The 15364-nt window shown below is 73.2% G+C and carries 14 protein-coding genes; 2 read left to right on the top strand and 12 right to left on the bottom strand.

Annotation, left to right across the window (positions count from 1 at the left end; translation table 11 throughout):
- Window positions 1-79 precede the first annotated feature (79 nt).
- On the top strand, window positions 80-1813 hold the full coding sequence (locus AB0C78_RS23495) for a bifunctional 3'-5' exonuclease/DNA polymerase (protein ID WP_360751251.1): 1734 nt from the start codon (window positions 80-82) through the stop codon (window positions 1811-1813).
- On the opposite strand, the gene AB0C78_RS23490 is transcribed toward AB0C78_RS23495, so the two are convergent.
- A complete protein-coding gene (locus AB0C78_RS23490) occupies window positions 1795-2493 on the bottom strand; it encodes an SGNH/GDSL hydrolase family protein (RefSeq protein ID WP_360751248.1) in 699 nt (232 codons plus the stop codon). The genes AB0C78_RS23495 and AB0C78_RS23490 overlap by 19 nt on opposite strands.
- 11 nt (window positions 2494-2504) lie before the next feature.
- Window positions 2505-3884 carry an MFS transporter gene (locus AB0C78_RS23485; protein ID WP_360751244.1) on the bottom strand — a complete coding sequence of 460 codons (1380 nt, stop codon included), beginning with the start codon at window positions 3882-3884 and terminating at the stop codon, window positions 2505-2507.
- A 111-nt stretch (window positions 3885-3995) separates the two neighbouring features.
- Between AB0C78_RS23485 and AB0C78_RS23480 the strand changes: the two genes are divergently transcribed.
- On the top strand, window positions 3996-4613 hold the full coding sequence (locus AB0C78_RS23480; protein WP_360751241.1) for a TetR/AcrR family transcriptional regulator: 618 nt from the start codon (window positions 3996-3998) through the stop codon (window positions 4611-4613).
- Between the two features lie 19 nt (window positions 4614-4632).
- Here AB0C78_RS23480 and AB0C78_RS23475 read toward each other — a convergent pair whose 3' ends face one another.
- From AB0C78_RS23475 to AB0C78_RS23430, 10 genes are all read right to left on the bottom strand, one after another.
- Window positions 4633-5895 carry a flavin-dependent oxidoreductase gene (locus AB0C78_RS23475; RefSeq protein WP_360751238.1) on the bottom strand — a complete coding sequence of 421 codons (1263 nt, stop codon included), beginning with the start codon at window positions 5893-5895 and terminating at the stop codon, window positions 4633-4635.
- A gap of 14 nt (window positions 5896-5909) precedes the next feature.
- A complete protein-coding gene (locus tag AB0C78_RS23470) occupies window positions 5910-6788 on the bottom strand; it encodes an ABC transporter ATP-binding protein (protein ID WP_360751236.1) in 879 nt (292 codons plus the stop codon).
- Window positions 6789-6812: 24 nt separating this feature from the next.
- Window positions 6813-7616, bottom strand: a complete 804-nt coding sequence (locus tag AB0C78_RS23465) for an ABC transporter permease (protein WP_360751233.1) — start codon at window positions 7614-7616, stop codon at window positions 6813-6815.
- Window positions 7613-8389 carry an ABC transporter permease subunit gene (locus AB0C78_RS23460; RefSeq protein ID WP_360751231.1) on the bottom strand — a complete coding sequence of 259 codons (777 nt, stop codon included), beginning with the start codon at window positions 8387-8389 and terminating at the stop codon, window positions 7613-7615. Before AB0C78_RS23460 ends, AB0C78_RS23465 begins: the two co-directional genes overlap by 4 nt.
- Window positions 8386-9372 (bottom strand): ABC transporter substrate-binding protein, encoded by a 987-nt coding sequence (locus AB0C78_RS23455; RefSeq protein ID WP_360751229.1) that lies wholly within the window; start codon window positions 9370-9372, stop codon window positions 8386-8388. Before AB0C78_RS23455 ends, AB0C78_RS23460 begins: the two co-directional genes overlap by 4 nt.
- A 214-nt stretch (window positions 9373-9586) precedes the next feature.
- Entirely contained in the window at window positions 9587-10483 is an 897-nt protein-coding gene (locus AB0C78_RS23450) for an ABC transporter ATP-binding protein (protein ID WP_360751226.1), read from the bottom strand.
- A gap of 5 nt (window positions 10484-10488) precedes the next feature.
- Entirely contained in the window at window positions 10489-12096 is a 1608-nt protein-coding gene (mdlC, locus tag AB0C78_RS23445) for a benzoylformate decarboxylase (RefSeq protein WP_360751223.1), read from the bottom strand.
- Entirely contained in the window at window positions 12093-12947 is an 855-nt protein-coding gene (locus tag AB0C78_RS23440; RefSeq protein WP_360751221.1) for an ABC transporter permease, read from the bottom strand. The genes mdlC and AB0C78_RS23440 overlap by 4 nt, the downstream gene beginning before the upstream one ends.
- Entirely contained in the window at window positions 12944-13753 is an 810-nt protein-coding gene (locus AB0C78_RS23435) for an ABC transporter permease subunit (protein WP_360751218.1), read from the bottom strand. The genes AB0C78_RS23440 and AB0C78_RS23435 overlap by 4 nt, the downstream gene beginning before the upstream one ends.
- A 21-nt stretch (window positions 13754-13774) precedes the next feature.
- Entirely contained in the window at window positions 13775-14755 is a 981-nt protein-coding gene (locus tag AB0C78_RS23430) for an ABC transporter substrate-binding protein (protein WP_151543675.1), read from the bottom strand.
- Window positions 14756-15364 lie beyond the last annotated feature (609 nt).

Here is a 15364-nt window from a genome sequence, read left to right as displayed (position 1 = left end):
TGGCCTCCTGGAACGGCTCCGAACCCCCTCCGCCTCCCGCGGAGGGGGTTCTGTCATAGGTGCGCGCGAGAATGGGCGGGTGAGGATCGCGGTGGCCGCCGGGGCGGGGGACGGGGGCGAGCTGCGGCCGCTGGCGGAGGACGGCACGCCCGCCGGGCCCGCGTACGCCGTCGCCGACCTGGCCGGCGAGATCGCCGCGCGCGAGCGCGAGGCGGCGCCGCGCTGGGTGTGGGCGTCCGGCGCCCGGCTGTACCCGCGGCTGCTGCGCGCCGGCGTGCGGGTCGCGCGCTGCCACGACCTCGAACTCGTCGAGAACCTGCTGCTGGGGCACGCGGGCCGCTACGGGGAGCCGCGCTCGGTCGCGGCGGCGTGGGCGCGGCTGCACGGGCGGCCCGTCCCGCCCGACCCGCCGCCGCCGCACGGGGAGGCGTCCGCGCAGGCGCCGCTGTTCGGCGACGACGACGCCGGCGAGCGCGCGGCGCCGTCCGACGACCTCGGGCGGATCGTCGAGGTGCACGCCGCGCAGCAGCGCGCCATCGCCGGGCTGGACGGGTTCGCGCTGCTCGCCGCCGCCGAGTCCGCCGGGTCATTGGTGGCCGCCGAGCTGGGCCACGACGGGCTGCCCTGGTCGGCCGCCGAGCACGACGCGCTGCTCACCGAGCTGCTCGGCCCGCGCCCGTCCGGCGGGCTGCGGCCGCGCCGGCTGCAGGAGCTCGCCGACCGGATCGGCGCCGCGTTCGGCCCCCGCACGCACGTCAACCCCGACTCGCCGGCGCAGATCCTCAAGGCGTTCGCGGCGGCGGGCCTGCCGATCCCGTCCACCCGCGCGCACGTGCTGAAGCGCGTCGACCATCCGGCGGTGCCGCTGCTGCTGGAGTACAAGGAGCTGGCGCGGCTGCACGCCGCGCACGGCTGGGCGTGGCTCGACACGTGGGTGCGCGACGGGCGGTTCCGGCCCGAGTACGTGGTGGGCGGCGTGGTGTCCGGGCGGTGGGCGACCAACGGCGGCGGCGCGCTGCAGATCCCGCGCGTGCTGCGCAGGGCCGTCGTCGCCGATCCCGGGTGGTGCCTGGTGGTGGCGGACGCGGCGCAGCTGGAGCCGCGCGTCCTCGCGGCTCTCGCGGGCGACCGCGCGTTCGCCGACGCCGCCGCCCACGGCGACCTCTACGAGGCGCTGTCCGACGCGTTCCGCTCGGACGAGGCGACGGGCGGGCTGTCCGCGCGCGCGAAGGCGAAGCTGGCGCTGCTGTCGGCGATGTACGGCGGCGGGACGGGCGAGGCGGTGCAGCTGCTCGGCGTGCTGAAGAGCCGGTTCCCCGACGCGTTCGAGTACGTCGAGGCCGCCGCGCGCGCGGGGGAGCGCGGCAGGCTCGTCCGGTCGCTGCTCGGCCGGACGTGCCCGCCGCCGTCGGCGGGTTGGCGCGAGCTGACCCTGGCCGGCGACGACGAGCGCGACCCAGCCCAGGCGGCGGGCGCGCCGCCGGACGGGGCGCGCCGTCCGGCGACGGCCGCGCAGGCGCTGCGCAGCCGGGGCCGCTTCACCCGCAACTTCGTCGTGCAGGCGACGGCGGCCGACTGGGCCCTCGCGCTGCTCGGCTCGCTGCGCCGCCGCCTCACCGCGCTCGGGCCGCCGCGCCTGGTCTTCTTCCAGCACGACGAGGTCATCGTGCACGCCCCGGCGGAGCTCGCGGAGGCCGTGAGAGAGGCCGTCCGCGCGTCCGCCGAGGAGGCGCGCCGACTGCTGTTCGGCGCGACGCCCGTCGCCTTCCCGATGGAGATCGCGGTGGTGGACCGCTACGCCGACGCCAAGTGAGCGGCGAGCGCGCGGACGGTGTTCGCGGCGGCGAACGCGTGGCCCCGGGCGTTGAGGTGCAGCTGGTCGGCGCTGTAGATGCCGGGGTCGGCCGCCACGGGGTGGCCGGGCGGGTTGTCGACGTGGCAGGCGCCGTGCTCGGCGGCGACCTCGGCGGTCAGCGCGTTCAGCCGCCGCGTCCGCGCCGACAGCACCTCCCGGAAGCGGGCGGGGCCGAGCCCGGCGGCGGTGATGTCCAGCAGCCCGATCGTGACGACGTCCGCGCCGGCGGACCGGAACGCGGCGACCATCGCGGCCAGCTCCCGGCGCACCTCGTCCTCGTCGAAGTGCGGGCGGAGCATGTCGTTGCCGCCCGCCACCACGAACGCCAGGTCGGGCCCGAACTCCAGCGCGGGCGCGAGCTGCTCGGCTGCGACCTGGGCGGCGACGAGGTCGCGGCGGGCGAGGTTGAGCGCGGCGAAGCCGCCGGTCACCGCGCGCAGCGCCTCCTCGACGCGGTCCGTCCACGACAGGTCGCGGTAACCGGGCACGGGGTCGCGGACGCCTTCGGCGACGCTGTCGCCGATCGTCACCACCCTCGTCCAGGGGGCGCCGGCCAGCAGTGCGGCGGCCTCGGCGGCGGGCAGGACGGCCGGGTCGGTCTCTTCGGTCAGCGTTCCGGCGGATGTCGTGCCGGTCATGGCGTCTCCCATCAGGACGTGCTCGGACGGACGGTCAGGAACGCACCCGCGAGGCCGGCGCCCGCGGCGGCGAGGGTGCAGAACAGGTAGATCGCGGTGTAGTCGCCGTGCACGGCGCGGTCGGGCAGCATCGCGGCGAGCGCGGCGATGCCGAGCGCGCCGCCGAGTTGGCGGGCGGTGGTGTTGAGGCCGGTCGCGCCCGCGAACCGCTGCGGGCCGGCCGACAGCGCGGCGGCCGACGCGGTGCCGGTGGTGACCATCCCCATGCCGGTCCCGGCCAGCAGCCCGATCGGCAGCCAGAAGGTGAGGAAGTGCGGTTCGGCGGGCAGCCCGGCGACCGCCCAGATCCCCGCCGCGACCATGATCAGGGCGCCGCCGGACACGGCGGGGCGGACGCCGATGCGGCCGGTGAGGCGGCCCATCGCGACCGCGGCGGCGGTGGCGGTGAACGCGCCGGGCGTCGAGGCGAGCCCGGCCTTGAGGATCGAGTAGTGCCATTCGCCGGTCAGGTAGAGGACGCCGAGCAGCAGCCAGGAGTACAGCGCCGTCCCGTACAGGAACGAGGCGGCGTTGGCGAGGGCGAACCCGCGGGCGCGCCACATCCCGATCTCCAGGGCGGGCACCGGGTGCCGCGCCGACCGCCACAGCGCGAGGGCCACGAGGACGGCGCCGCCGAGCAGCAGCCCGAGCGTGCGGGGGTCGGTCCAGGACCAGTCGCCGGCCTGGGTGACGCCGAGCGCGACGCCGCCGACACCGGCGCCGAGCAGGACCGTCCCGGCGAGGTCGGGCAGCCGCCCGGCGGCGCCGGCGGTGCGCGGCAGGCGCAGCCCGCCGAGCAGCATCGCCAGGCCGAACGGGACGTTGATGACGAACAGCGCCCGCCAGCCGAACCCGTCGACGAGCAGCCCGCCGAGGCCGGGACCGACGGCGGCGGCGAACGCGCCCGCGGCGCTCCACAGCCCGATGGCGCCCGCGCGCCGCGTGGCGGGCGTGTCGTGCAGCAGCAGCGCGAGCGACGCGGGGATCATCGCGGCCGCGGCGGCGCCCTGCACGCCGCGGGTCGCGAGCAGGACGGCGACGTTCGGCGCGGCGGCGCAGGCCAGCGACGCGAGCGTGAACAGGCCGGTGCCCCACAGGTAGAGCGAGCGGCGGCCGACGAGGTCGGCGAGGCGCCCGGCGGGGGCGAGCAGCGCCGCGAACAGCACCGCGTAGAGGGTGACGATCCAGGTCAGGCCGGACAGCGAGGCGTCCGGGAAGTCGGCGTGCAGGTCGGGGACGGCGAGGTTGGCGACGGTGGCGTCGAGCATGGCCAGGAAGGTCGCGCCGGCGGCGAGCCAGGGCACGTCCCGCCGCGCGCCCGCCGCGAGGGGCGGTGCCGTGGTGGCGGTCATGGAAGGGGCCTCCAAAAAGAACGAACGGTCGTACACTCTTCTGTGAAGGCGGGTCCCGTCAAGGGGTGGACCGGATTGACTTTGTACGAACGGTCGTGCAGATTAGTCGGCGTGAGCACCGACGGACGCGTCCTCAAGGGCGAGCGGACGCGCGCGGTCATCCTCGGCCGCGCCGCCGACATCGCCTCCGCCGAGGGCCTGGAGGGACTGTCGATCGGCCGGCTCGCCACCGAGCTGCGGATCAGCAAGAGCGGCGTCTTCACGCACTTCGGCTCCAAGGAGGAGCTGCAGCTCGCGACCGTCGCCAAGGCCGTCGAGGTGTTCCGCGAGCACGTCGTCGAGCCCGCCCTCGTCGTCCCCGGGGGGCTCGGCCGCGTCCGCGCCCTCATCGAGGCCTGGCAGCGCTACCAGCGGCAGCCGGTCTTCCCCGGCGGCTGCTTCTTCCACTCCACGATGGCCGAGTTCGACGCCCGGCCCGGCCGCGTCCGCGACGCCATCGCCGCGTCCCAGCGCGACTGGCGCGCCCTCCTCGAACGCTGCCTGCGCGAGGCGCGGGACCGCGGCGAGATCGACGCGTCCGCCGACGTCCCGCAGCTCGCCTTCGAGCTGGACGCCGTCTGCCGCACCGGCGCCGCCCACGCCCTGCTCCACGACGACCCGTCGCTGTACGACCGCGCGACCCGCGCCGTCGCCTCGCTGCTGGCCGCCGTGACCACCGCCGGGCACTGAACCCGCGCCCGGCGGCCGCTCAGCGGACGACCGAGTACGACGGGCGTCCGTTGAGCGCCTCCGCGTCGATGAACGACGTCTTGCGGTAGGCGCCGGTGAGCCTCGCCAGCTCCTCCGCGGTCAGGACGTCCTCGATCGCGTCGAAGCCGTCCGGCGCCCGCTCGTTCACCATCCGCAGGATCCGCTCCGCCGGCATGTCGCGGCAGGCCAGCACGACCGCGTTGGCCGTCTCACGGCGCTCGCGCTCGTAGGCCAGCAGGCCGTCGCCCGGGTCGGCGGCGCGGGCCAGCTCGTACGCCAGCACCCGCGCGTCCAGGACGGCCTGCGAGCCGCCGTTGGACCCGATCGGATACATCGGGTGCGCCGCGTCGCCGACCAGGGTGACCCGGCCGAACGTCCAGCGGTCCAGCGGCTCCCGGTCCACCATCGGGTACTCCAGGATCTCCGCGGTGCCCTTGATCAGCGCCGGGACGTCGAGCCAGCCGAACGTCCAGTCCGCGAAGTGGGGGAGGACGTCCTCCAGCCGCCCCTTGCGGTTCCAGTCGGCGGCCCCGGCGCGCCGGTCCCCTTCGAGCTTGACCTCCGCCACCCAGTTCAGCAGGGCCCGCCCGCGCCGCTCGGCGCGCATCGAGATCGGGTACACGACCATCTTGGAGCGGGCGTTGCTGCCCGCGACGGCCAGGGTCCGGCCGGTGAGGAACGGCTCGGACTCGGTGACGCCGCGCCACATCCGGATGCCGTTCCACAGCGGCGCCGGCTCGTCCGGGTAGAGCTGCGCGCGGACGGTGGAGTGCAGGCCGTCGGCGCCGGCCAGCACGTCCGCCTCCACCGTCCCGGCGGTCCCGGACGCCCGGTCCAGCAGCCGCGCCCGGACCCGCCCGCCGTCCTGCTCGAAGCCCTCCAGCACTGTGCCGGTGCGGACGGCGTCCTTGCCGAGCCGGGACAGCACCGCGTCGAGCAGCGCCATCTGCAGCTCGCCCCGGTGGACGGAGTACTGCGGCCAGTCGTAGCCGAGGGCGCGGCCGCGCGGATCGGCCCAGATCCGCTCGCCGAACCGGTCGAAGTGCACCATCTCCGCGGTCGGGACGCCGATGTCGGCGAGGTCGTCGCCGAGGCCCAGCTCGGTGAGCTCGCGGACCGCGTGCGGCAGCAGGTTGATGCCGACGCCGAGCGGCCGCAGCCGCCGCGCCGCGTCCACCACGAGCGCCTCGATCCCGGCCTCGTGCAGGCTCAGCGCGGTGGTGAGCCCGCCGATCCCGGCCCCGGCGATGAGTACGCGCATGCACTCATGATCTCTTATCCGGCGCCCGTCTCCGGTTCGCCGTCCGGATCCGGCCCGCCGGGCGCGGTGGAGTCGTCGGCGGGCGCGGTGAGACCGTCCGCGGGTGCGGTGAGACCGTCCGCGGGCGCGGCCCCCGGGACGCGGGCACCGCCGCGGACCAGCCGCCCGACCTCCGCGCGCAGCCGGACGAACTCCGGCAGCCCGCGGGTCTCGATCTGGTCCCGGGACGCGGGCAGCCCCACCGGGATGTCGGCGTGCACCCGGGCCGGCGACCGGTTCAGCACGACCACCCGGTCGCCGACGTAGACGCTCTCGTCGATGTCGTGGGTGACCAGCAGGATCGTCATCTTCCCGGTGCGGTGCACGCCCAGCACCAGGTCCTCGAGGTCCTCGCGGGTCTGCGCGTCGACCGACCCGAACGGCTCGTCCATCAGCATCAGCCGCGGCCGGTACGCCAGGGCCCGCGCGATCGACACGCGCTGCTGCATGCCGCCCGACAGCTGCCACGGGTACTTGCGGGCCGCGTCGTGCAGGCCGACCGACTCCAGCGCCTCGTCGGCGGCGGCGCGCCGCTCGGCCCGGGACCCGCCGCGCCGGCGCAGCGGCATCGCCACGTTGTCGCGGACGGTCAGCCACGGGAACAGCGAGCGGCTGTAGTCCTGGAACACCACGGCGAGGTCGTCGGGCACACCGTCGACCGGTGCGCCGTCCATCTCCAGGGTGCCGCCGGTCGGCCTGATCAGCCCGGCGACGCAGCGCAGCAGGGTGGACTTGCCGCACCCGGACGGGCCGACGATGCTGAGCAGCTGCCCGTCCGGGACGGTGAGGTCGAGCCCGTCGAGCGCCGTGTGCCCGCCGGGGTAGGTGTGCGTGAGGCCGGTGATCCGGAGCATCGCGGACGCCTTTTCTGTGGGGGTTCAGTTCGTCAGGCGCTGCGCGCCGGTGTGCCACGCCAGCAGCCGCCGTTCGAGGAGCATGAAGACTCCGTTGAACAGCAGGCCGAGGACGCCGAGCATGACGATCCCGGCCCACATGGTGGGCAGCTCGAAGGCGCGCTGGGCGTCCAGCAGCTCGGCGCCGATGCCGGTGGTGCTGCCGACGATCTCCGACAGCACCATGAGGATCAGCGCGAACGACAGCGCGACGCGCAGCCCCGCGAAGATCTTCGGCGCCGCCGCCGGCAGGATGATCAGCAGCAGCCGGCGCGGCCGGGAGACGCCGAACACGCGCGCGGTGTCGAGCTGCAGCGGGTCCACCGCGCGGACGCCGTCGGCGGTGTTCAGCAGCACCGGCCACACCACCCCGAACGCGATCGTGACGATCTGCATCGTGGTGCCGATCTGGAACACCACGATGAAGAACGGCACCAGCGTCGGCGGCGGGACGGCGCGCAGGAACTGCAGCACCGGGTCGAGCAGGTCGTTCAGCACCCGGGACCGGCCGATCGCGGCGCCGATCGCCACCCCGGCCGCGCCCGCGGCGGCCCACCCGGTGAACAGGTGCGCGAGGCTGCTGGAGAAGTCGTCCACCGCGTTGCCGGTGAGGAACGCGTGCGAGGCGGGCCCGGAGAACCACACCTCGTGCAGTGCCTCGACGATCTTCGTGGGGGGCGGGAAGTACGTCTCGTCCATCGCGGACGTGACGACCTGCCAGACGACCGCGGCGAGCGCGACGAGCCACACCCGCTCGGCGAGCCCGCGGGCCGGTCGGCCGATCCTCATGCGATCCCCTCCACCCGCGCGGCGTGCCAGCGGAACGCGACCCGCTCCAGCGCGATCAGCGCGGTGTTGGCGAGCAGCCCGAGCACCCCGGCCCAGCAGGCGCCGGCCAGCATCAGGTCGGTGCGCCCGCCGCCCTGCTGCGTCTCGGTCAGGTAGATGCCGATGCCGTTGTCGCCGCCGACCAGCAGTTCGGTGCTGATCAGCACGACGAGGGCGACGGAGGCGGCGATCCGCACGCCCGTGGCGATGAACGGGGCCGCGCTCGGCAGCGACACCCGCCACAGCACGGACGGCGTCGAGAACCCGAACGCGCGCAGCGTGTCCTTGGCCACCGGGTCGACGTCGCGCAGCGCGTACAGCGTGTTGACGAGGATCGGCCACAGGCAGGCGTAGAAGATCAGCGACATGTTCGTCTGCGCGGGCGAGCTGAACAGCAGGGTCGCCAGCGGGATCAGCGCGACCGACGGGACGGGCCGGCACAGCTCGACCAGCGCGCGGGAGGCGGTGCCGAGCAGCGGCACCGAGCCGAGCAGCACGCCCAGCGGCACCGCGGCCAGCACCGCGAGCAGCAGCCCGAGCAGCCACTCGCGCACCGTCGCGCCGACGTCGACCAGGAACTCGCGGTCGGCGGCCAGCTTGGCGGCCTCCTTCAGCACGGTCGAGGCCGGGGGGAGGGAGGTCTCGTCCACGAGGCCGGAACGGCTGACCGCCTCGAGCACGCCGACCACCACGACCGCCCCGACCGCGCCGAGGAGGATGCGGCGAGGGGTCATGAAGCCGCGGACAGCAGCAGCGGCTTCACGTCCATCTTCTTCGAGATGTACCCGAACTGCTGCATGACGTCCGGCACCCGCTGCAGCCGGGTCGCGTCGAGCGACGTCGGGTAGGTGCCGTAGCTCATGGTCGCGGCGACCTTCGCGTCGATCCCCTTGGCGTAGGTGGGCACGATCTGCTCGACGAGCTTGCGGTCGGAGGCCATGCCCTCGCCCTTGACGAGCGCGCGCTGGAACGCGGCGACCGTCTTCGGGTTCTTGTCGGCGAACTTCGCCATGGCGGCGTACCCGGCGATCGGGAACTGCGCGGTCGGCCCGCTCGACAGGTCGGCGACCATCCGCGCCCCCATCGACCGCTGCATCTGCGTGCCGAACGGCTCGATCGCCTGGACGGCGTCGACGCTCTTGTTCTTCAGCGCCGCCTCCATGTTCGGCGGCGGGATCTCGACGAAGTTCTTGTCCTCGTCGAACGTCACGCCCTGCGCCTGCCCGGCGGCGCGCACCAGCAGCGTGCTGACGTTGCGCTTGGTGTTGACGCCGATCTTCTTCCCGGCCAGGTCCTTGATCGTGCGGTAGGGGGAGTCGCCGCGGACCATCAGCGTGTGGGTCTTCGGCGCGCCCTGGAAGCCGTCGGCGACGACCTTCGGCTTGAACCCGGGGTCCTTGGACGCCGCGGTGAACAGCGACACGTAGTTGCCGAAGGTGATGTCGAGCTGGCCGCTCTTCAGCAGCGGGATCGCCTCGGCGCCGCCGCTGACGACGCGGGTCTTGACGGTCAGTCCCTCGGCCTTGAACAGGCCCTTCTGGATCGCGATCTGCAGCGGCGCGGTGTCGGCGATCGTCATGGTGCCGACGGTGATCGTGGACTCCTCGAGCCCGTTGGCCGATTTCTTGTCGTCCGAGCCGCCGCACGCGGTGGCCGAGACCGCGACCGCGACGGCGAGCGCGCCGCCGAGGACGGCGCGGGGGAGGGTGGCGGGCATGGGCGACGCTCCATTGCGGGAGGGGCAGCCGGCGGAAACTGATCTTTCAACGAGTGCGGGGAGCGTAGCGCATCGCCTGCCTGATCGCGGGAGAAATGTGGCCTATGTGGTGATATGGGGAGAAAATTGTGAACAGGATTGTTCCGCGGTTCGGAACCTGGAAAAGCACCGGGCCCCGGTCGCCACGCGACCGGGGCCCAGCGGGACGTGCACGCTACTTCTTGACGGGCTCCTCCACGGAGGCGTCGTCCTCGGCCTTCGCGTCGCCCTTCGCGGGCTCCTCCTTCGCCGCCGCGTCCTTCGCGTCGGCGTCGGCCTTCGCGTCGGGCTCGGCGTCGGGGGCGCCCGACGGTTCGGAGTCCTTGACGACGCCGCGGACGAGCCGTCCCACCTCGGCCCGCAGCCGCACGAACTCCGCGTCGGCGCGGGTGCCGATCTGGTCGCGGTCGGCCGGCAGCGTCACCGGCAGCTCGTCGCGGACCCGGCCGGGGTTGCGGGCCAGCACCACGACCCGGTCGCCCAGGTAGACGCTCTCGTCGATGTCGTGCGTGACGAGCAGGATCGTCATGCCCTCGGCCCGGTGCACCTGCAGGACGAGGTCCTCCAGGTCCTCGCGGGTCTGCGCGTCGACCGACCCGAACGGCTCGTCCATCAGCATCAGCGTCGGCTTGTAGGCCAGCGCGCGGGCGATCGACACCCGCTGCTGCATGCCGCCCGACAGCTGCCACGGGTACTTGCCCGCCGCGTCCTCCAGGCCGACGGACGCGAGCGCCTCGACGGCCTGCGCGCGCCGGTCGGCCTTGCCGAGCCCGCGGCGGCGCAGCGGCAGCGCGACGTTGTCGCGGACGGTCAGCCACGGCAGCAGCGAGCGGCTGTAGTCCTGGAACACCACGGCGAGGTCGTCGGGCACGCCGTCGATGGGCGCGCCCTTCAGCACGACCTTGCCCTCGGTCGGCGGGACGAGGCCGGCGATGCAGCGCAGCAGCGTCGACTTGCCGCACCCGGAGGGCCCGACGATCGTGACCAGCTCGCCCTCGCCGACCTTCAGGTCGATGCCGTCCAGGACGCGGTGCGTCCCGTACGCGTGGCCCAGTCCGGAGATCTCCAGCATCGCGTTCACCGTGTCCCTGGCTCGTCGTAGAGGGCGGCGTTGTCGGCCGCGACGCGGACGTCGATGACGTACGGCCCGTCGTGCGCGAGGCCCTCCGCCAGCGCGCCGTCCAGGTCCGCCGCGCTCGTGACGGTCCGGCCCGCGCAGCCGAACCCCTGCGCGAGCGTGACGAACTCGATGCCGGGCAGGTCGGTGCCCGGGACGCTGTCCATGTCGATGCGGCGGCCGAGGGCCTTGACCGCGCCGTAGCCCTGGTTGTTCAGGACGACGACCGTCATCGGCGCGTTGTGCTGCACGGCGGTCCAGAGCCCCTGCACCGAGTACATGATCGCGCCGTCGCCGATGACGCAGACGATGCGCTCGCCCGACCCGGCGAGGGCGCGCCCGACGGCGAGCGGCAGGCCCCAGCCGAGGGCGCCGCTGCCGGTGGTGAGGAAGCCGCCGGGCCGGGTGATCGGCAGCCGGGCGTGGAACATGTCGCGGTAGCTCGGGATCTCCTCGACGATGACCGCGTCCTCGGGCATCCGCTCCCGCAGCGTCTCGACGACCAGCGCCGCGTCGATCGGGTCGGTCGCGGCGGGCTTCGCGAGCCGCTCGAGCGGCTCGGGGAGCGGCCGGTCGGCCTTGTCGACCAGCTCCAGCAGGCCGGACACGCCCGCGGCGATCGTCGTCAGCACGCTGGTGCCGACCGGCGCCCACGCGGTCTGCGACGGGTCGCAGTCGAAGTGGAACAGCCGCGACCCGGCCGGGATGACGGGGCCCTCGCTGTACACGTGGTAGGTGAAGATCGGCGCGCCGAGCGCCAGGATGACGTCGTGGCCCTCCATCCGCGCCGACAGCTGGTTCCGGACGGGCGGCAGGAAGCCGCGGAACAGCGCGTGGTCCTCGGGGAACCCGGACCGCCCCGACAGCGGGCTGATCCAGACGGGCGCGCCGGTCCGCTCGGCGAGCGCCAGCACGCCGGGCAGCGCGTCCTCGTCCTCGACGCCGGAGCCGACGATGATGACCGGGTTCGCGGCCCCGTTCAGCGCCTCGGCCACCTCGCGGAGCGCGGCGGGGGAGGCGGTGAAGTCGCTGCGGACCTCGCGGTCCGGGACGGGCTCGGCGAGGTGCTCCCAGTCGTCCTCGGGGACGGAGAGGAACACCGGCCCGCGCGGCGGCGTCATCGCGACCCGGTACGCCTCGGCGAGCGCGGCGGGCACGTCCTCGGCGCGCTCGGGCTGCCGGCTCCACTTGACGTAGGGGCGGGGGAACAGCGCCGGCTCGTCGGCGCCGAGGAACGGGTGGGCCGGCAGCATCGCGCGCGACTGCTGGCCGGCGATGATGACGACCGGCACCCGGTCGCGGTAGGCGTTGAAGACCGCGCCGAGCGAGTGGCCCACGCCGCCGGCCGAGTGCAGGCTGACCAGCGTCGCGTTGCCGGTGCCGAGCGAGTGGCCCGCGGCCGCGGCGACCGCGACGGTCTCCTGCAGCGCCAGCACGTACTCGAAGTCGCCGGGGAAGTCGCGGAACATCCGCAGCTCGGTCGAGCCGGGGTTGCCGTAGACGGTGGTCATTCCCACCCTCCGGCAGAAGTCGAAGAACGCCTCCCGGACCGTGAGCTCGGTCGTCATGAATCCGCCTTTCGCGCCCCGCGGTGCCAGGAGAGGACACGCCGTTCCACCGCGAGCAGAATCGTGTTGAACAGGTAGCCGAGGACGCCGAGCAGCACGATCACCGACCAGATGGTCGGCAGGTCGGACTGGCTCTGCGCGTTCGTCAGCTCGAAGCCGAGCCCGTCGGACGTGCCGGGCAGCAGCTCGGAGAAGACCATCAGGATCAGGGACAGGGACAGGGCGAGCCGCAGCCCGGCGAAGATCTTGGGCAGCGACGCGGGGATGATGACGTACCGGATCCGGTCCGCCGCGGAGAACCGGAACGCCTCGGCGGTCGCCATCTGCATCGGGTCGACGCTGCGCGCGCCGTCCGCGGTGTTGAGCAGGACGGGCCAGATCGCGCTGAAGACGATCGAGGCGACCTGCATCTCGGTGCCGAGCTTGAACAGCACGATGAACACCGGCACCAGGGTCGGCGGCGGGATCACGCGGGCGAACTGCATCAGCGGCTGCAGGTAGGCGAGCACCCGCTCCGAGCGGCCGAGCGCGATGCCGAGGACGACGCCCGCGATCACCGACAGCACGAGCGCCAGCGCCATCCGGCCGAGGCTCGGCGCGATGGAGTCGCCCGCCTCGGCGCTGAAGTACAGGTGGCTCGGCGGGCCGGACAGCCACATCTCCCGCATCCGCTTGACGATCTTGGAGGGCGGCGGGAAGAACACGCTGCCGGAGGCCCGGGTGACCCCCTCCCAGCACGCCACGAGGACGACGAGGGGCAGCAGCCGGTGCAGCACCCCGCGGACGACCCGGGCGGCGGCGCCGCCGCGGGCGCCGCGGGCCGTGCCGGCGGTGAGCGTCGCCGCGGTCACGATGCACCACTCCTCTGCGCCTTGTGCCAGTGGAACACGCGGTTCTCGGCCTGCACCAGGACGGTGTCGATGACGAGGCCGATGCAGCCGGCCCACACCGTCCCGGCGAGGACGTCGCGGGTGCCGTCGGGGACGTTGCCGGCCTGCGCGATGAACATGCCGAGGCCGTCGCCGAAGCCGGAGAGGATCTCGGTGCCGACGGCGAGGATGAGGGCGATCGACGCGGCCAGCCGCACGCCCGTGGCGATGAACGGCGCCGCGCTCGGCAGCGAGACCCGCAGCAGCACCTGGATCCGGCCGAAGCCGAAGCTGCGCAGCGTCTCCTTCGCCGTCGGGTCGACGTCGTCCAGCCCGTACATGGTGTTGAAGAGGATGGGCCAGCTGGAGGCGTAGACGATGAGCGGCACCTCCATCTTCAGGCCGGAGCCGAGGAGCAGCGCCGCGAGCGGGATGAGGGCGACCGAGGGGATCGGCCGCAGGAACTCGACGATGGCGCGGACCGCGGTGTTGACCGCCGGGACGCTGCCGAGCAGCAGCCCGAGCGGGACCGCGATCGCGATCGCGAACAGCATCCCGAGCGCCCACGCCGTGAGGGTGACGCGCACGTTGAACAGGAAGTCGGGGTCGCCGAAGAGCTCGAACGCGCGGGCGGTGACGCTGGATGCGGGGGGCAGATAGGAACGGTCCACGATCCCGGCTCGGCCGAGGGCCTCGCTCGCCAGGAACAGGACCGCCACCCCGGCGGCCCCCCGCGCCCACTTTCCTGGGCGGGAGAGGCCGCGGGGCGGCGTCGGCTCGTGTGCCATGAGCGGATCAGCGTCCTGCCGTCACGACGTCGGCTGGAAGAGGATGGACTTCAGGTCGGGCTTCTGCTTGAGCAGGCCCGCCGAGGTCATCAGGTCCACGATCTGCTGCATCCGGGTGGTGCTCAGCGAGGTGGGGTAGCCGGGCAGCGTGATGACCGAGGCGACCTGCGGGTCGATCTTGGCGTAGCCGGGCAGCACCTCCTCGACGCGCTTGCGGTCCTGCGAGGCGATCTTCTGGGCCTTGATGATCGCGCGCTGGAACGCCGCCGCGGTCTTGGGGTTCTTCTTCGTGAACTCCTGGGTGCTCACGAAACCGCTGATCGGCATGCCGGTGACCGGCTCGCTGCCGCCGTCGACGACGACGCGGGCGCCGAGCTTCTTCTCGGTGTCGGACAGGAACGGCTCGACGGTGTGGATCGCGTCGACCTGCCCCTTCTGCAGCGCGGCGGCCATCTGCGGGAACGGGACCGCGACGTAGTTGACCTTCTTCGGGTCGACGTTGTTGGCCTTGAGGATCGAGTCCAGGGTGAGGCCCTGGATGTTGTTCAGGATGTTGACCGCGACCTTCTTGCCCTCCAGGTCCTTCGCGGTCTTGATCTTGGAGTTGGGCATGACCACCACGTTCATCATGTTGGAGGTCAGCGTGGCGGCCTCGGCGAGCACGCTCAGCTTGATCGCGCCCTGCTCGTTGGCCTGCAGGAAGGAGACGTAGTTGGCGCCGGCGATCGCGTCGACCTCGCCGTTCTTCAGCGCCGGCAGCGCCTTGATGCTCTGCGCCACCGGGACGATCTTGACGTTGAGGCCCTCGGCCTTGAAGAGGCCCTGCTTCTGGGCGATGTAGAGCGCCGCGCCGTCCACCAGGGGCAGCGAGGCGACCTTCATGTCCTTCTTCTCCAGGCCGTTGCCGCCGCCGGAGTCGTCCGAACCTCCGCAGCCTGCGGCCAGGGACGTGACGAGGGCGAGGGCGCTGACCAGCGCCAGAAGACGTCTGGATTGCCGCATCGGGCACTCCTTAACTCACGGGGGAAGTTGCTTCGGCAGGGCTTGGGCAGGCCAGGGCTCATGAGCCAGGGGAACGACTGCAGCCACCTCTCCCGCCGTGCCTGAAGATCACGTGCGTCGGGAGAGTATCGCGGACTGGGCGTCTTAGGGGGTTTGGGTCTGAATTGCGTGACTCTCTTGTGTCCTTCAGTGGACCGATCGGCCTCGCCGCTTCCCCGGTGTCATTCCTGGTGAGGGTCGTGAGGGGGGTGCCGGGGGCGGGGGAGGGGCCGCCGATGGTTACCGATCGGTATGGGCGTGCGGATTCGATTCGATAACGCGTCGAATAGCCGCGGCGGGTGCCGCTTTCCCCTTGCCGTTAAGGGCTTCTCGCGGGTGCTGTGACAATCCATTGCTAACCGAATACGGAGGGTGATCGGCTTTTCGGGTCGCGATCGCGCCGTTCCGGCGGATCGGCGGAAGGAACGGCGAGAGCAGGTGTGTTCACCGGCTGTAATCGATCGAATGCGCTTCGTCTGGGTGCGCACCGTGACGTCCCGTGACCGTGAAAACGGACATATGGGCATGAACTCGCGATCGCCCCGTCGGTTCTTATCCACTCCCCTAGGG

The organism is Actinomadura sp. NPDC048394 (assembly GCF_040651755.1).
GTDB lineage: Bacteria > Actinomycetota > Actinomycetes > Streptosporangiales > Streptosporangiaceae > Spirillospora > Spirillospora montaniterrae.
The sequence above is the reverse complement of the archived record's forward strand: the minus strand, read 5'-3'. Positions and strand labels throughout refer to the sequence as shown.